Raw genomic sequence first — 17,137 nt, forward strand, 5'->3', positions numbered from 1 at the left:
GGATGGACAATTGAAGCCATCCTATTTGTATTACCAACTAGCAGTTTCAGTATTTTCCTTCAACCACTTCACCCAATCCAAATCCTCTACTTTAAGCAAACTAAGCGAAACACCTTTCATATCTAAAGAAGTTAGCAGCGTACCGACCTTTACGAATGCAACTTGCAATCCTTCCAGTTCACATAAACGGCGAATATCGTTTGTGAAAATGTATTGTTCCATTAATGGTGTTGCACCGAGTCCATTAATGAGAATAGCGAAGTTGTCACCTTTTCTCCATCGGTAAATGCTTTTAAGTTTGTTCATTAGTTCGATTGCTAATATTTCAGAAGAGGATAGTGCTTCTTTACGATAACCTTGTTCACCGTGGATACCGACGCCGTAAAAGACTTCATCTTCGTTTAATGAAAAGGAAGCTTTTCCTTTTACAGGATCGTTTGCAGGTGAAAGGGCGACTCCTAATGTGTGTAAGTTTTTGATGACAGATTGTCCAAGCATTGTTAATTCTTCTAAAGAGTAACCTGCAAGAGCGGCCGCACCAAGTATTTTTTGAACAAAAACAGTGCCAGCGACGCCGCGTCTTCTTTTATTAAAAGAAGCATCATCTTCAATTGAAACGTCGTCATTTACGATGATGTGGTCAATTTTTCTTCCTTCTTCTTTTGCGATTTGTTCTGCCGCTAAAAAGTTTGCTACGTCATCTTTAAAGTTTTTGATGATGAATAAAATACTTTTATCTTTTGGCATGAGGCGAGCTGCTGCAATAATTTGTTCCACTGTAGGCGGAGTGAAAATACTGCCGTTTACTGCCGCTGTAAGCATTCCTTTTCCTACATAGCCAATATCAGCAGGTTCATGTCCGCTACCACCGCCGCTTATGATGAGAACGTTTTGCTTCAGTTTTTCGATATCCTTTACATAAATGATGTTATTTGTTTCGTCGTAATTTACTTTGTCGTTATGTTCAAAATAAAAGCCATGCAGCATATCTTGAACGATATTTTGTACATCATTCATAATCTTTTTCATTGCTTTTGCCACCCTTTAATTACTTTGCTGATTGCTCCAGTAATAGTAGTAATTGATTGTTTATCATATTTTTCATGAGAGAAGACATAATGGAAGGATCTACTTCGCATTTGCTTTCAATCCAATCTTTAATCGTGCCAACGAAGCCGTGACTATAAAAGGAGGCAATCGTATTTTTTGTCTCATCAGAAAGGCTGAATCCACAGCTTACAGATAATTCATCAATAATTTTCATATATAAGTTTTTCGTATGCTCAAATAAATAGTGATTAAACGAGTTTTGTTCAATGACTTTAAAAGCATTTCGGTAAAATTTTTGATTTTCATAAAAGTAATCAAATAATAAATCGAAAATGTTTTCCCACGTTTCATAGTCAAGAAAGTCGATAATGTTTTCTTTCGTTTCTTCTCTATAAATCCAGCTTAATAGTTCAAATTTATCTTTAAAGTGATAATAAAAAGTTTGCCTACGCATTTGACAGTGTAACATAATATCGCTCACTGATATTTTATGAAACGACTCTGTTTCCATTAAATATTTCAATGAATTTGCGATTATCTTTTTAGAAATTATAGAAGAGGTCATCTGAATCATCCCTAGAATGTTAGTAATATGAAAATCCTATCTATAAATGAGAGCGGTGTCTTTAGACAGATTGTCCATTTTGTCCGTTTACTATAAAACGCTTTCATTTTACTATGAGTAGTAAGAAGAAGATTTCAAATATATCACAATATATTAAAGGAATTGAGGGAGAATCACAATGAAAAAGATTATAAACAAACCAGAAACATTAGTAATGGAAATGTGCAACGGAATGGTTATGGCTCATCCAGAGCTTGAGCTTTTGAAAAAATATAAAGTCATTAAGAAGAAAGAAATGAACGAAAACAAAGTAACGTTAATTAGCGGCGGCGGTAGTGGTCATGAGCCAGCACATGCAGGATTAGTCGGAAAAGGAATGTTAGATGCGGCAGTGTGCGGAGATGTGTTTGCGTCACCTTCGCAAATTCAGGTATACCAAGCAATTAAAGAGACAGCTAGTAAAAAAGGTACGTTATTAATTATTAAAAATTATAGCGGCGATATTATGAATTTCAAAAACGGTGCGCATTTAGCGACGGAAGATGGAATTGAAGTCGACTACGTAAAAGTGGACGATGATATTGCGGTAGAAGATAGTCTGTACACAGTAGGACGCCGCGGCGTTGCAGGCGTTATTTTAGTCCATAAAATTGCCGGTGCAGCAGCGGAAGCGGGTATGGAGTTAGGTGCAGTAAAAGCTATCGCAGAAAAAGCAGCGGCTAACGTGCGCACAATCGGTTTAGCACTAACTTCTTGTACAGTTCCAGCGAGCGGATCACCTACTTTCACACTTGCGGAAGATGAAATGGAATACGGCGTAGGTATTCACGGTGAACCAGGAATTAAGCGTGAGAAAACGATGTCAGCAGATGAATTAGCGAACCGTATGACAAATGATTTAATGAAAGATTTAGGAGTAAAAGACGGCGAAGAAATTGCACTTCTAGTCAATGGCTTTGGCGGAACTCCACTACAAGAACTTTACCTATTTAATAACGCAGTTACGAGAGAATTAGCTGCTAGAAACATTAAAATTAATAGAGTATTTGTCGGTAATTATATGACGAGTATCGATATGGCTGGTATGTCTTTAACAGTGATGAAATTAGATGATGAGCTAAAAACATTACTATCTAAAGAGTGTAATACACCTGCGTTTAAAGTAGATGGACCAGTTGAGAGTGTAGAGTATGTGAATGTACTTGAAGATGTAGAAGAGAAAGAAGTTTCCTTCGAAATAGAAACAGCGGAAGAGCACGCTGTTATTAAAAATAATGTCATTACATTAAACAACATGATTTATCTCGTTGATAAAATGAGCGATATTATTATTAAAAATGAGGTACCGTTCTGTGAGTTAGACACGCATGCTGGTGATGGAGACTTCGGAATGAGTGTGGCAAAAGGATTTAAGCAATTAAAACGTGAGTGGCATTCGATTGTAGAACAAGAAAACGTAACGATCGGATCATTCCTTGACAGTTGTTCGATGATTATTATGGAACATTGCGGCGGCGCATCTGGTCCAATTTGGGGCGGTGCATTCCGCGCAGCTAGTAAAGCAGCAGGCGAAAAACGTGAACTAACAGTGAAAGAATTCGCTGAAATGCTGCAAGCAGCACTGCAAGGCATACAATCTATCGGTGAAAGATCATTTGGTAGAGGAGCAGTAGTTGGTGATAAAACACTTGTTGACGCACTTGCTCCATGTGTAGACTCTTGGTTAGCTAGCGCTTCAAATGAAGAAGACGTGAAAACTGCCTTTGAAAAAGGAGCAGAAGCAGCCGTTAAAGGCGCAGAGTATACGAAAGAAATCGTAGCTCGCATGGGCCGCGCCGGTACAGTTGGTGAAAGAAGTTTAGGATATCCAGATGCAGGTGCACATGCGCTTGGGGTTATCTTTACGGAGATTTCGGGTAGTTTGAAATAGGAATTAAAAGATCCCCTCTGCCTTAAGGTGGAGGGGATTTTTATTTATAATCATCATTCTTCCAGTGGAAAAAATTATTTATTAGCCAATCTAGAAGCTGCTTCTTCAACTTCTTTATATGCGTTTTGTAATACGTCAGTTGGATCTAGTACTGCTGTTCCTTGTGCACGAACGATTTGATAATCTTCAATGCCAAGGAAATTAAACATTGCTTTTAAATATTTATGAGAGTATTCCACTTCTGTATACCAATCATCATTTGTATAGATCCCTCCACTTGCTTGTATAACAAGCATTCTTCTTCCATCTTTAAGTAGCCCTACTGATCCAGTTTCAGTATATTTAAATGTTTCACGTGCAATCATGATATTGTCCATGTAATCTTTTAACTTTGATGGAATATTAAAGTTGTGCAAAGGTAATACGATCACATACGTATTTGCACTTTTAAATTGTTGTAAAATTTCGGACATACGCTCTGTTACTTTTTGTTCTTCATCAGTTAACTTCTGTCCATTTCCTTGTTTTTCCCATGCGCTTAAAACAATTTTATCTATCATTGGTACTACATCATCGTATAAATGAATTTGTTCAATCGTTTCATTATTAGGAATGAATTCTTTATAAGATTCTAAAAAGTGGTTAAAAACCTTAATGCTGACTGATGATGTATCATCCACTTTTGGATGTGCGTTTATGATAAGTGTTTTGTTCATTTGTATTTCCCCTTTTTAAAAGTTTTTACGTTTTTAATTGTCGACTAAGTTAATCGTCGATTAGTATTGTCTTCAATATAAACTCTGAAATTATTTTTGTCAAATGAAATACATACTATTCGAAAAGAGCCTTTTTTTATTTGACTAAACTTCTAAATGGTCCTAAGATACAATTTGATAACCCTTAAAATAAAAAGCAGGTGATTTGTATATGCAATATAGTGTTGGGGTTGAATATGCCTTGCATTGCCTAGTTTATTTAATTAATACTCCTTCTAAGGAAAGTGTTGGAATAAAAGATTTGGCAGAGTTTCAAGGACTTTCGGAAACATTCCTTTCAAAAGTTTTCGGTAAATTATCTAAAGCTGACATTGTGAGTTCTGTCCCGGGTGTAAAGGGAGGATACAGGTTAGCTAAATCTCCAGAAGATATTTCTTTTTGGGATGTAATAGAAGCTGTCGAAGGCCCAAAACCTATTTTTCAATGTAAAAATATTGTACAAAATGGTCTACTATATCGAGATGAAGCTTGTAATTCTTGTGAACCTAGCAATTCTTCTTGTACAATTAACTTAGTAATGCTTGAAGCAGAAGAACACATGCGTGAGTTTCTCCGTAAAAAGACTCTTGCATGGTTAGATAAAGAACTTGATATTGTTTTACCTGAAAAGACAAGGGTAGATACTCGTGAATACTTCAACCAAAAAAACTCTAACTAAATCGACATGACGAATTAGTTAGAGTTTTTTTGGTTTTTAACATTAATACTATTATGTGGTACTTCATCACAAATTACTTTTCTACATTTAAGTCATAAAGTTTCAAATTAAGAATTACTATCTTTAAGGCAAGTAGAAAGAACCATAACCTTACCATACCGGCAATTTATGGTTCGTATCACATGTTACTATGTATAAAGACTCGAGGACGTAAAAGAAAAAACAAGTCGTTTAAAAAAATTTGGGCTATGAGTAAAACACTACTGTCAAGAATTGTTTTGGATATACTTTATTCTTTGAATTTATCTGGTTTTTCAACTCTAAATGATTGCACCTCACCGCACTCTAAAAAAATGTGGTTAATAGTTTGGAACGCCTCCCGCCTGAAAAGAATCTACTAGATTCATCTTCACAAACATATGCATGATAAGCAGATCCAACTCTTCCTTCTTTAAATGTAGTAGAACCACAATTCTCGCATCGTTTATTTTTCATGTTACTAACACCTCTTTTGCTGTGTTTTTAAGATAGAAGTAAAGCAACTTGGTTATACATGATATTTTCGACATGATACAACATACCCCTTTATATATTCGTAAGTAAAACAAGATAATACCCTTATGAAGCTCTATAAAAATATGATTTCTTATATATCATTTAATACTTATAGGAAAAATGAGTATTAAATGATTGATTTTTATTATTCTGATGATTATAATAAATGAAAATCAAACAATTCTTATATTGAGAAGTGGAGGGACGGGCCCTATGAAACTTCGGCAACCTCGTATGAGACGAAAGGTGCCAAATCCTGCAGGTGAAGAAACACCTGAAAGATAAGAGCGGTTCACTTAGTCAAGAAGGCTACTCTTATTTCGATAAGAGTAGCCTTTTTTATGGCTAAAAGGTAAAGGGGGAATAGGTAGTGGAGTATGGTTTTTGGTTACCGATTTTTGGGGGATGGCTTCGAAATGTAGATAATGAATCTATGCCGCCTACGTTTGAGTATGCAAAACAAACAGCGCAAGCGGCAGAACAATTAGGTTTTTCAACAACACTTATTGCGGAATTAAACTTAAATGATATAAAAGGTGTTTCAGCACCAAGTTTAGAAGCGTGGACAACTGCGGCAGCACTTGCAGCAGTAACGGATAAATTAGAGATTATGACAGCTGTCAGACCTGGCTTCCACAATCCAGCAGTTACAGCGAAAATGGCAGCGAATATCGATCAATTAAGTAATGGCCGTTTTACATTGAATGTAGTTTCAGCATGGTGGGAAGAAGAAGCGAGGCAGTATGGCGGAGTATTTACCGCACATGATGAAAGATATGATCGCACAGAGGAATTTGTAACAATTTTGAAGGAACTTTGGAAAGAAGAAGTGTTTTCTTATAAAGGGAACTTTTATGAGCTTCATCATACACATTTAAGTCCAAAGCCTGTGCAGAAACAGGGCATTAAGATTTATGCAGGTGGTGAAAGTGAGAGAGGAAAAGAGGTCATTGTAAATCACGCGGATGCATATGTAATGCACGGGGGAACAGTGGAAGAGGTATCTGTGAAAATAGAAGATATGAAGAATCGTAGAAAGAAAGTCACAGAGGAGCCATTGCAGTCATTTGGGCTTGCGGCTTACGTCATTTGTCGTGATACAGAAGAAGAGGCATTAGAAGAATGGAGACGCATAACGGATGTGAAAGACGATGCTTTAGGTTACGCGGGTTACCAAGACTTTATTAGTAAATCGCATTTAGAACAGCAAGTGAAATTGAATGATTATTCCGTATCCAATCGCGGGTTACGTCCTAATCTAATCGGAACACCAGAACAAATTGCAGAAAGGATACTCGCTTTTGAAAAAGTGGGTGTTACGTTATTACTTTTACAATTTTCGCCACAGCTTGAAGAGATGAAACGATTTTCTGAAAAAGTGATGCCATTAGTTGAAGCAAAAAGAAAGGAATTGATTACAAATGAGTAAAATTTACATATTACATGAGAATAAAGAATGGACGGATCATTTGGTGAGAAGGTTAGAAGAACTAGAGTTACCTTATGAGGAATGGCATTTAGATGAAGGAACACTTTCGTTAGAAAAAGAACCTCCTCAAGGTGTTTTTTATAGCCGCATGAGTGCTTCTTCACATACGAGAGGTCATCGATATGCACCTGAGTTGACGGAAGGAGTCCTTGCTTGGCTAGAAGGACACGGACGAACGGTATTTAATGGATCTCGAGCATTACGCCTTGAAGTAAGTAAATTGAATCAATATGCAGCATTAAGAAATTTTGGCATACAAGTGCCGAAAACAATTGGTGCTGTTGGCCGTGATTATATAGTAAAAGCAGCAAAGGAGTTAGGGGAAGTACCGTTCATTACAAAGCATAACCGTGCAGGTAAAGGCCTTGGTGTTCAACTGTTTCATTCCATTGATGCTTTAGAACAATATTTGGATGGTCCGGCGTTTGAAGAACCGATTGATGGAATTACTTTAATCCAGCAATATATTGAAGCGCCCGAACCATATATTACACGTTGTGAGTTTGTAGGCGGCCAGTTTGTATATGCGGTTAAAGTAGATACGTCAGAAGGATTTGAGCTTTGTCCAGCAGATGCGTGTTCGATTCAAGATGCTTTTTGCCCAGTAGGAGAAGAGAGTAAGAAAGAGTCGTCAACAAAATTTGAAATTATATCAGACTTCCAAGAGCCAATCATTGAACAATACAAAGAGTTTTTGAAAGAAAATAAAATTACCGTTGCTGGTATTGAATTTATTCGTAGTGCGGATGGAAAAATTTATACGTATGATATTAATACAAATACAAACTATAATTCTGGCGCAGAGTCTGTGGCGAATCAATTTGGTATGCTTGAACTTGCTACATTCCTTGGAAGAGAATTAGAAAAACAAGTAGAGTCAGTTAAATAATAGGTAAGGTTCTAGTGAAAATATTTGTTAAAGTAATCGTGGTCGTATGGCCGAGTTTAGGGGAGTACTACTTACAAGCTCTTATGGTTTTTGCACTAGAACGAAAAACAGCCCAAGTTTCAATGAGGAACTTGGGCTATTTGTGTGTTATATATTCGTAAGTAAAACAAAATAATATCAATATGAGTTTTTACAGATTTTAAAAGAAGTATCCACTTTAGTTGAGTATTCATATCTATTCAGATTGTAAATTTGGTGACGTGTTATTTTGTTCTATAAAGTCAAAAAAAGTAGGTGCAGTAATGTCTTGTAGGACAGGGATTTTTTCTAAAATTTTTATTTTTATTTCTTGTTCTATATTTTCTCTTTCCTGAAAGGGGGTATTTTGTATACATTTATTTATCTTAGGGGAAAACATCTCTATTATTTCTTCAAATTCAATAGTTGTACAATCATTCATTATTAATTCTCTCCTTTTCTATTTGCATGGATTGTTTCAATTTTTTAATTGCACTTTTATGATTATAAGAAATGGTTTGTTCAGATTCTCCTAATATCTTGGCGATTTCCTTATTTGTGTATTCTTCTAAATAAAATAAGTTTAGAATTTTTATTTGTTTCTTTGATAGCTTGCAAAAACTTTTGATTAACAATTCATCACTTAAGTGACTTTGTAAATTATCTTCATTTTGTATGAATTTATCATATGTATTATCTTCATTTTCTAAAGTTATAATATCATATTTAGAAATCATGTCCCCGTCCTTCGTTGCGACCGTGGAGTCTAGATTCAAGACATTCCTTTGTTTATTGAGAGTTATTTTTTTCTGAAGGTCTATTGAATAGTAATGTATTAATTTACTAACATAATCTATTACTTTTATTTTTTTAAAATGTGATTTAAAAGTTTGATCTAAAATCTGTTTATTTTCAGGTGTTGGATTAGTAATTGCTTCTTCAAAGAGATTGTAATTATATTTACTTTGCAAAAAGCTACGGACAATCGGTTGTTCCATTTTTTTTTTGTGTTTATTAATAAAGTCCTGAATTATTTTATTATTCATAAATACCCTCCTCGCTATTTAAAAAGAGAAACAAACACCTGGAAAATAAAAAAATAACGAAAAATCCCTACAAAAAATCGAACATAAGTTCTCTTTATGTATTATCTCATTATTTTATTTGGTAGAAAAGGGGTATTTTGTATATCCCTTATTTTCAGTAATTTCATCTTATAAATTTGTCGAAGAGAAAAAGGTTAGAGAAATACAAATATATAAAGGTCTAGATGCAAGATGAACAATAGAAAGAAAATATAAAAGATAAAATGAGGTTTTTGATTTTTCTCTAAAGATTAACTCTTTAATTAAGGAATAGAGATAAGGAGGGATAAATTTGACTAAACAAATCATTTTATATGGTCATAATGGTTGTATTTTTTGTGTTAGAGCTAAAAGGTGGTTGGAGGAAAATGGTTTTGAATATATTAATAAGGACGTAACAAATGAGGAAGTACGAACAGAGTTCGAAATATACAATGCGGTGGGTATTCCTTTATTTATCATTAAAGATAATGGTAAACAGACTGAAGAAAAGGTAGTTGGTTTTAAGGAAAGTAAACTCCGAGCCATTTTGAACAAATAAGAATGTATGTTATGAGTGTAGATTTTTAAAATAGTATTAGGCAAAAAGATGATTGTGATTTTAAATATCAATCATCTTTTTTATGTCCGTGAAGCTATATAGAATGTTTTTTATTTCATGCTTTTTTAGTTTAGGTGATGTGATTTCTCTTTGTAAACTACAATGCTTTTTTGAAAGGGAAATGACGTAAAAATTACTAGGACATCTAGGGCTACTTTATTTGCTTCTTGTGCACTCGATTTTCTCTTACATATGTTTTCTTCTTGATCAGACAATGCTGTAGTTTCAGTGTACCTAGCATACTTATATTTTAAAATTGCACAGAAAAGTTAGGGCTTTCATATCTCAAAGAAGGAAGCAAACAAACGCAATTAATTTAGAAAGGTGGTACGAGTAATATGGATCCTACTCATTTAGAACCATGGTTTTCTGCAATTGGTAATTTTGGCTTTCCAGTTGCGTTAGCCGTTTATTTGTTAATTAGATTTGAGAAAAAACTGGAAAGATTAACAGATGTCATTGAAACATTAAAAGATGTAATTCGAATGAAATAATTTATTTTCATTTCAACTTTGAATTTCTCATTAATTACTTCTCTTATAGTAAGTGTATAGTTTTTAAAGCAGGAGGGATATACGTGAACGAAATTGAGAATGAACTGAAAAGGTATAACGAATTAAAAAGAGATTTAATGACTGTTGTGAAATGTATAGATTGTTGTAAGGAAGAGGATGTCTGTTTTTATCAAGATTTAGCTATGGTATATACAACTAAGTTACATAGTTTCCTTGATTTCATTGAAAAACAACATGAAGTTAGCATCTTTTGTATGCAAAAAAGAACTAAGTTTATAAAAATTTGAAGATGAAATTTTGATTTTCGTATCCAAGAGTTCTCTTTTAGGTAATGAAAGAGAACATATGGCGACATAGCCAAGTGGTAAGGCAAAGGTCTGCAAAACCTCTATCCTCGGTTCGAATCCGAGTGTCGCTTCTTTAAAACTGAATTTTCTTTCTCTTTTCAAGAGAAGAAAAATTAAAGATAAAATTTTGATTTTTATATTAAAGATTTCTCTTTTAGATAATGAAAGAGAACATATGGCGACATAGCCAAGTGGTAAGGCATGGGTCTGCAAAACCTTTATCCTCGGTTCGAATCCGAGTGTCGCCTCCAAATATTATTTATAGGGGGAAAAGATGATGGAAGAAAAAAACACAATTAATTTCAAGGAAGTAGAAGGGAGAGAGCTTGAAAAGTTAAAAGAGAAGGCGTTGTCTAATCAAAGTGTACAAGCTTTAGTTTCATATTCTTTAGATAATTACTTTTCTCAAAAAAAGGGTCAGCAATTAAAAGAACTTCTTACTGAAGCACAAGGCTCTAAATACAAAAGAGGTGAAACTCCTATTAAAGTATTAAGTTTAATGTTTGAAGAAATTAATACGAATATTTCTTTTTCAATCGAAGGAACAGAACTGAAAGTCACTGGAAATATTTTTGTTGATGGCCTATCACATTCCTTACAGGCTGTAGAGGAAAAAGTATATCCTATTTTATCTCTTAAAGCCCAGGAAAATGGCTATGAAGTAGACTGGCATGAAAATCCACTATACGATTCGGAAGAATTAAAAAATATTAAATTTATTGATACAGCACAAGAAGCAGAAAGTGCTTCTATCCAGGTTTCTAAATGCTCAGTATGTTCAGGAGTATGTAATTTTGTTCAAGGTATGTCTTGTGGTTTAACTGGTACAATGGCATGTAGTGTTGCTTGTGCTGCTATTGGAGGTCCAGCATGTATACTTATTTGCGGAGCAATTTGGGGAGTAAAATGTTTCTCTGATAATTACTTGATCTGTGGACCTACATGTAAAAGTTTAGGATACTGCTAAAATAACATACTCCCTCCTCAAGTTTGGTGTTACAATTACTATTATAAAGGAGGGAGAATATGTTTACCTATAAAAGATACTTTTTTATAATGTTTCTTGTGTTCTTTATAAGCCTTTTTATTAGTATAAGTTTAAATTACAGTATATTCCTTAAATTTTTAATATTCTTATTAATGTACAGTTTTTTATATACTATTTTGTTATTCACCCCGATGAAATTAAGTGGAAAACTGCTAGTATTTAATGGGTATGTTAATTGGATAAAGCGTGGAGGGAAAATTTAATATTGTATTTTCACTTCAATGATGTGGGATTTATTCACTATTTTAAATTGTATACCCTCAATTATGGACTTTCAAAAAGTCTATAATTGAGGGTTTTATTATATTGTTATTACACTTTTAAGAAAAGTATCAACTTAATTACGGTGAAAAATGAAATTATGTTTAATAAATATGCAAAAGTTACACACATGCTGAAGTAGGTAGAAAAGTATTAAATAGGATTATATCTTTTGGAGGAATATTTATAATCGCTGAGAACAGTATCTTTCTTTATAATAAAAAGTTTAGAATGGGGTTGTTTTGGTTGGTTAATGAGAGATTAGTTGTATCTACTAATACAAATGATGTAGTTCCTACTGGGGTAAATATGATTAAGGCTCCAATGATGTGGGAGAAAGCTAATTATGGAAAAGGGGTAGTCATTGCTATTTTAGATACGGGATGCCAAATTGATCATCCTGACCTAGCTGAAAATATTATTGGTGGAAGGAATTTTACATCTGATTACGAAAGTGATATCGCTAATTTTGCAGACAATAATTCACACGGCACTCATATTGCTGGAATCATTGCTGCAGCGAAAAATGGAAAAGGGGTAGTTGGAGTAGCTCCTAAAGCAAGTTTGCTTATTTTAAAAGTTGTTAATGGTGATGGACAAACAAAATATCAATCAATTATTGATGCGATTTATTATGCTATTAATTGGCGTGGAGAAAATGGTGAAAGAGTAAGAGTAATAATGATGTCTTTAGGAGGAAGAAAGGATGAGGTGAACTTATACAATGCGGTTAAAACAGCTATAAGCCAACAAATCTTAATAGTCTGTGCAGCGGGAAATTATGGAGATGGGAATTTTGACACCACAGAAAAGCTATATCCAGGCATATACAATGAGGTTGTTCAAGTTGGAGCGGTAAATTCTAAGAAAAAGCTTGAATATTTTTCTAATACCAATAATCAAATTGACTTGGTTGCTCCAGGCCGAGATATTTTATCAACTACTCCAAGAAATGGATATAAAACTCTTTCAGGTACATCTATGGCCGCACCTCATGTTGCTGGAGCAGCTGCTTTAATAATTAATATTATAGAAAAAGAATTTAAAAGAACTATGACCGAGGCTGAAATCTATGCGCAAATAATTAAACGTACAGTTTCTTTGGGGCTGGAGGCTAGTGCTGAAGGTAATGGGTTATTAGATCTATCAAAATAAAAATATAATAATGTGTACAGTCATTTTTGGAAAAAGAAAACTAGGATTACTAGTTTTCTTTTTCCAACTCCAGATAATCAAAAAAACCTAGTGGCTCTTTAGTGGCTGCTTCTTTTGCCTTTTTAATTTCATCCTCGATATTCTTAATATATTCATCATTTTTCTCGTTTTTTTCCATTTTTATGCTATGGTTATTTTTCACTTTGTTCATTTTTGTCCCCCTTTTAAAATTATGTTGTAGTTAAAAGGTATTAAATTAAAATATAATTATTTTTATTTTTCCTACTCTACCAATGTGAGAGTAGAGGAGAATTTGTGGAGTATAATAATGAGGAATTAAAGTATGTGAGCTATAAAAAGAGTAAAGAAAATAGCTTGAAGAAAAGAAACTAAGTTTTAGTTTGAGTATAAGAGATAGTTATTTTTTTTGAAAGTCAGATATAAATCAACATAGATTAAAGTTTAAGTATGAATACTATTTATAATCAATAAAAAGTTCAAAATCTGGAACCTGCTGAAGCTTTGGTATTACACAGTATTAATAAAAAATAAACTTATTATGCGTTATATAGAATATTCAATTTTGGGTTATAGAAATCCTTTGCAGATAAATCTTTCTCGGATTTGGAATGCTAAATAGCGATTTATTTTAATTATATTCAATTGGTTATTTTGTGAGTATCGGGACTAGTTGTGATGTTTGAGGTAACCTATATTAATATAGAGATGTAGTTGTTATTGCTTTTCTCATTTAGTTCATTATAACAAAATTTTTATTTTTGTTATAATGATTTATAGTATAAAAATGAGTAATTTATGATGATAAGGGTTTTGAGGCAATCCGTATTTGTAAAGGGAATCTATATTAACTACTTTAGAATTTGGTAAGAATCCATATGAAAAGTATTCATTCATATTTTAAACAACGCCCAAGTTTCAATGAGGAACTTGGGCTGTTTGTATGTTGTATTTCTTTTTTATTTATATATCCGCAAGTAAAACAACATAATATTAATACGGAAAAATATAATAATATGAGTTTTTGCATATTTCGAAACTTAGTATATCCTTCAAAAAGTTTTAATTGTATAATATATTTTGTCATATTCTTTTAGATTTTTCGACAAAATATAAAAATAGAGAACGTATTGGGAGAAGGAATTATGTACACAAAACTATTAAAATCAATTACATCATTAACACTTATAGGTGGTGCTTTACTATATACAAATGGCAGTGATGTGAGAGCTGCTGAGGCGGGTATTTTTTCTGATGTGCCTACATCGCATTGGTCGTATCCGGCGATTAAAGATTTAGCGAGTAAAAATATTATTTCTGGTTATGGAAATGGGAAGTTTGGTTTCGGTGATGTTGCGACGAGAGAGCAAGTTGCAGCTTTAATTTACCGTGTGTTAGTACCGAATAAGCAAGGTGGTACGTTCAGTAATGAAGGTGCTCGTTATGTATTGAAAGATGGATCTACTTTAAACAATCCGTATCGAGATATTCGCTCAGGATCTACATTGTTTCCAGAAGAGGTTTTAACGTTAACGAAGTTAGGGATTTTTAAAGGTGATGAAAACGGTGGATTTAGACCGAAAGATTCTGTTAGCCGTGCAGAAATGGCGCAAATTATTAAAAATGCTTTTCAAGTTTCAGCTAAGCAAAAGCATACATTTAATGATGTTCCGAATGGTTTTTGGGCAGAAGGTGCGATTAGTGCGGTGCAGTCAAACGGGATTGCATCTGGTACAGGCGACGGGAAATTTGAACCCGCTAAAACGGTAACGCGTGAACAGTATGCACAGTTTTTATATAATGCTTTGCAATATAAAAAGCCTGCGGTTGCAGTGCAAGATACAGGAGATGCGGCATTATTAGCAGCATTCAAAGATGAAGTGCAAAAGCGTATTAATACGTACGAAACGAATATTACACTTCCATATAAAACGAAAAATGGTAATCCAGAAGAAGTAATGAATACACTTTTCGATGCATATAAAGAAGTTGCAAGTAAAAATGAGTATACAAATTATAATAGATCGAATGTTTCATATGGCATTTCTGGATCGCCTGGAAATTATACGTTTACGTTAAAGATTACATATCGTGAAACGAAAGAACAAACGGAATATGTAATGAAGCAAGCAAAGGCAATTGTTTCTTCTATTACGCAAGTTGGAATGGATGATCACGAAAAAGTGAAGGCAATTCATGATTATGTCGTAAAGCATATTTCTTACGATACGTCTTATAAAGCTTACACAGCATATGAAGCACTCGTAAATCGTTCTGCGGTTTGCCAAGGTTACGCACTATTAACCTATCAATTATTAAAAGAAGCTGGAATTGAGAATCATTTTGTAGTAGGAACTGGAGACGGTCAGCCTCATGCTTGGAATTTAGTGAAAATCGAAAACAAATGGTATCACCTTGATACAACATTCGATGATCCGGTGCCAGATGAACAAGGCCGCGTAACGTATTCTTATTTCAACTTATCTGATGAGCAAATCGCAAGAAATCATGAGTGGAATAGAAGTGATTATCCGCAAGCTACAACAAATTATTATGATACACTGAAGAATAAAATCGCAGGAGGCAACTCTAAAACAGCTGCATACCAACAGATTCTAAAAGATACAAAGCTAAATTATTTAGGAAATGAATATATCGCAAATAACTATAATGAATTAAAAAATAAAATGCAGAAAAGTTATAGCGCAAATTCAAAACAGATTGAAATCCTTTATAAGCAATCAATGGATGGCGCATTGCAAGATGTGAAAAAAGTAATTGGAGAAATTGGTTATCCGCAAGGAGCGAATCGTGTTTCTTATAAAGCTGAGCCGTATAATGCGAAAGAAGGATATTCTTTAGTGACGATTACGTTTATGTAGTGATAATGAGAAAAAGCATCTGTTTCAGATGCTTTTTTCAAATTGTTGAAAAAGAGATACAACAAATTATATAATTTGTTGTAAACTGCAAAACAATTATTGAGAAGAGTTATTATAAAACATATACTTAAGTGATTATAAGGGAACATAATACGGAGGACTAATATGACAAAGAATAAAAATGAGTTATCAGTAGAACAACAAGAAGAATTATTAAAAGTATTAAAAGCTCGTTTTGAGAAGAATATGAACCGCCATGAAGATCTTGAATGGCCTAAAGTTGAAGAGAAGTTGGTTGCTAATCCTGAAAAATTGTGGTCACTTAATGAAATGGAAGTAACTGGTGGTGAGCCAGATGTTATTAATTATGACGAAGAGAAGGATGAGTATACTTTCTGTGATTGTTCAAAGGAGAGTCCTAAAGGCCGCAGAAGTCTTTGTTATGATCGTGAAGCGCTAGAAGCAAGAAAAAAACATCAACCAGAAAATACGGTTATTGATGTAGCAAATGCTATGGGAATTGAATTATTAACTGAAGAGCAATATCGAGAGTTACAACAACTTGGGAATTTCGATATGAAATCATCAAGTTGGGTACAAACACCTTCAGATATTAGAGAGCTTGGTGGTGCACTTTTCTGTGATTATCGCTTCGGACATGTTTTTGTGTACCACAATGGAGCAGATTCCTACTATGCTGCCAGAGGTTTTCGTGGTTCTTTAAGGGTTTAAGTTTTATGTGAATAAGAAAAGGGCCTGCATTCAAAGGCTATTAAAAAATATTCTTAGTTTAAAAAGTGAAAACGTCCTCGATGAAATCGAAGAAGCTTTCACTTTTTTTCATGTAGTTACCTTGAAGGAATCGTTACTTTGAATATAGCTTTTTGGTTTGAGAGGTTCATCTGGATTCATTATTGTTACTGGAGGTTCTGGATCCCCTGCTGCCATTACTTGATGTGGCGATAATGATGCGGAAAATAGAATAATAGAAAAGATACATACACTTTTAGGGGCAAAAAATGTAATCATAATTTCCTGCTACTCAAAATATAGACACATGTACATTCTTTTGCACTAAGAATATTTTTATCTATTGTTCTTTTGTCAATCGCTGCATGGACTACAAAAAGACCTCATACAGACAACCAGCACAAGTAAATTATTGTATTTCTCAATAAACAAAAATAACTTAACATGGTAAAATAATAGTTGGATGGGAGTCCAATACATATTATTAAAATTAAGATGGTTCAAGTCGGAGGAAGGCACCTTAGGGTGTCTTTTCTTTTTTTCAA

General features: G+C 33.8%; 17 protein-coding genes, 2 tRNA genes, 1 pseudogene and 1 riboswitch. Of the genes and pseudogenes, 13 read left to right on the plus strand and 7 right to left on the minus strand.

Features of this window, described 5'->3' with window-relative positions; all coding sequences use genetic code 11:
- Nucleotides 1-30: 30 nt before the first annotated feature.
- Nucleotides 31-1,029, minus strand: coding sequence for a DhaKLM operon coactivator DhaQ (gene dhaQ, locus KZZ19_RS04865; protein ID WP_237979690.1), 999 nt, complete (start codon nt 1,027-1,029; stop codon nt 31-33).
- A 19-nt stretch (nt 1,030-1,048) separates the two neighbouring features.
- Nucleotides 1,049-1,615: a dihydroxyacetone kinase transcriptional activator DhaS gene (gene dhaS / locus KZZ19_RS04870; RefSeq protein WP_000204220.1), complete on the minus strand. Its 567-nt coding sequence runs from the start codon at nt 1,613-1,615 to the stop codon at nt 1,049-1,051.
- A 178-nt stretch (nt 1,616-1,793) separates the two neighbouring features.
- Here dhaS and dhaK point away from each other — a divergent pair, with 178 nt between their 5' ends.
- Nucleotides 1,794-3,545 (plus strand): dihydroxyacetone kinase subunit DhaK, encoded by a 1,752-nt coding sequence (dhaK, locus tag KZZ19_RS04875; RefSeq protein ID WP_237979692.1) that lies wholly within the window; start codon nt 1,794-1,796, stop codon nt 3,543-3,545.
- A 74-nt stretch (nt 3,546-3,619) separates the two neighbouring features.
- Here the strand turns inward: dhaK and KZZ19_RS04880 are convergent, their stop codons facing one another.
- A complete protein-coding gene (locus tag KZZ19_RS04880; protein ID WP_237979694.1) occupies nt 3,620-4,261 on the minus strand; it encodes an FMN-dependent NADH-azoreductase in 642 nt (213 codons plus the stop codon).
- Nucleotides 4,262-4,472: 211 nt separating this feature from the next.
- On the opposite strand from KZZ19_RS04880, the gene KZZ19_RS04885 reads away from it, so the two are divergent.
- Nucleotides 4,473-4,979 (plus strand): RrF2 family transcriptional regulator, encoded by a 507-nt coding sequence (locus tag KZZ19_RS04885; RefSeq protein ID WP_237979695.1) that lies wholly within the window; start codon nt 4,473-4,475, stop codon nt 4,977-4,979.
- A 289-nt stretch (nt 4,980-5,268) separates the two neighbouring features.
- On the opposite strand, the pseudogene KZZ19_RS04890 reads toward KZZ19_RS04885, so the two are convergent.
- Nucleotides 5,269-5,474, minus strand: a pseudogene (locus tag KZZ19_RS04890) (hypothetical protein).
- A gap of 241 nt (nt 5,475-5,715) precedes the next feature.
- Nucleotides 5,716-5,822: riboswitch (SAM riboswitch) on the plus strand.
- Nucleotides 5,823-5,904: 82 nt separating this feature from the next.
- Between KZZ19_RS04890 and KZZ19_RS04895 the strand changes: the two are divergent.
- Both KZZ19_RS04895 and KZZ19_RS04900 read left to right on the plus strand, forming a co-directional pair.
- Nucleotides 5,905-6,963, plus strand: coding sequence for an LLM class flavin-dependent oxidoreductase (locus KZZ19_RS04895; protein WP_098343240.1), 1,059 nt, complete (start codon nt 5,905-5,907; stop codon nt 6,961-6,963).
- Nucleotides 6,956-7,912, plus strand: coding sequence for an ATP-grasp domain-containing protein (locus tag KZZ19_RS04900; RefSeq protein ID WP_237979696.1), 957 nt, complete (start codon nt 6,956-6,958; stop codon nt 7,910-7,912). The genes KZZ19_RS04895 and KZZ19_RS04900 overlap by 8 nt, the downstream gene beginning before the upstream one ends.
- 235 nt (nt 7,913-8,147) lie before the next feature.
- Here the strand turns inward: KZZ19_RS04900 and KZZ19_RS04905 are convergent, their stop codons facing one another.
- Together KZZ19_RS04905 and KZZ19_RS04910 are read right to left on the minus strand one after the other, a co-directional pair.
- Entirely contained in the window at nt 8,148-8,372 is a 225-nt protein-coding gene (locus KZZ19_RS04905; RefSeq protein ID WP_237979697.1) for a hypothetical protein, read from the minus strand.
- Complete coding sequence (locus KZZ19_RS04910; RefSeq protein WP_237979698.1) at nt 8,365-8,976, minus strand: sigma-70 family RNA polymerase sigma factor; 612 nt, start codon at nt 8,974-8,976, stop codon at nt 8,365-8,367. Before KZZ19_RS04910 ends, KZZ19_RS04905 begins: the two co-directional genes overlap by 8 nt.
- A gap of 331 nt (nt 8,977-9,307) precedes the next feature.
- Here KZZ19_RS04910 and KZZ19_RS04915 point away from each other — a divergent pair, with 331 nt between their 5' ends.
- The 7 genes from KZZ19_RS04915 (at nt 9,308) to KZZ19_RS04945 (ending at nt 12,942) form a co-directional block, all read left to right on the plus strand.
- Complete coding sequence (locus KZZ19_RS04915; RefSeq protein WP_237979699.1) at nt 9,308-9,556, plus strand: glutaredoxin family protein; 249 nt, start codon at nt 9,308-9,310, stop codon at nt 9,554-9,556.
- Between the two features lie 398 nt (nt 9,557-9,954).
- Complete coding sequence (locus tag KZZ19_RS04920) at nt 9,955-10,110, plus strand: YvrJ family protein (protein ID WP_016716676.1); 156 nt, start codon at nt 9,955-9,957, stop codon at nt 10,108-10,110.
- A gap of 83 nt (nt 10,111-10,193) precedes the next feature.
- The gene (locus KZZ19_RS04925) at nt 10,194-10,418 is read left to right on the plus strand and encodes a hypothetical protein (protein ID WP_061182682.1); all 225 of its coding nucleotides are present in this window, start codon (nt 10,194-10,196) and stop codon (nt 10,416-10,418) included.
- 60 nt (nt 10,419-10,478) lie between these two features.
- Nucleotides 10,479-10,549, plus strand: a tRNA-Cys gene (locus KZZ19_RS04930).
- A 106-nt stretch (nt 10,550-10,655) separates the two neighbouring features.
- Nucleotides 10,656-10,729 (plus strand) — tRNA-Cys (locus KZZ19_RS04935).
- A gap of 26 nt (nt 10,730-10,755) precedes the next feature.
- Complete coding sequence (locus tag KZZ19_RS04940) at nt 10,756-11,445, plus strand: hypothetical protein (RefSeq protein ID WP_237979700.1); 690 nt, start codon at nt 10,756-10,758, stop codon at nt 11,443-11,445.
- A 588-nt stretch (nt 11,446-12,033) separates the two neighbouring features.
- Nucleotides 12,034-12,942: a S8 family peptidase gene (locus tag KZZ19_RS04945; RefSeq protein ID WP_237979701.1), complete on the plus strand. Its 909-nt coding sequence runs from the start codon at nt 12,034-12,036 to the stop codon at nt 12,940-12,942.
- 49 nt (nt 12,943-12,991) lie between these two features.
- Here the strand turns inward: KZZ19_RS04945 and KZZ19_RS04950 are convergent, their stop codons facing one another.
- On the minus strand, nt 12,992-13,153 hold the full coding sequence (locus KZZ19_RS04950; protein ID WP_237979702.1) for a hypothetical protein: 162 nt from the start codon (nt 13,151-13,153) through the stop codon (nt 12,992-12,994).
- A 952-nt stretch (nt 13,154-14,105) separates the two neighbouring features.
- On the opposite strand from KZZ19_RS04950, the gene KZZ19_RS04955 reads away from it, so the two are divergent.
- Both KZZ19_RS04955 and KZZ19_RS04960 read left to right on the plus strand, forming a co-directional pair.
- Nucleotides 14,106-15,842: an S-layer homology domain-containing protein gene (locus KZZ19_RS04955; protein WP_237979703.1), complete on the plus strand. Its 1,737-nt coding sequence runs from the start codon at nt 14,106-14,108 to the stop codon at nt 15,840-15,842.
- A gap of 165 nt (nt 15,843-16,007) precedes the next feature.
- Nucleotides 16,008-16,574: a DUF4256 domain-containing protein gene (locus KZZ19_RS04960; protein ID WP_237979705.1), complete on the plus strand. Its 567-nt coding sequence runs from the start codon at nt 16,008-16,010 to the stop codon at nt 16,572-16,574.
- The last annotated feature ends 563 nt before the right edge of the window (nt 16,575-17,137 follow it).

Origin of the sequence: Bacillus thuringiensis, from assembly GCF_022095615.2 — a bacterium.
Taxonomy (GTDB): Bacteria; Bacillota; Bacilli; order Bacillales; family Bacillaceae_G; genus Bacillus_A; species Bacillus_A cereus_AG.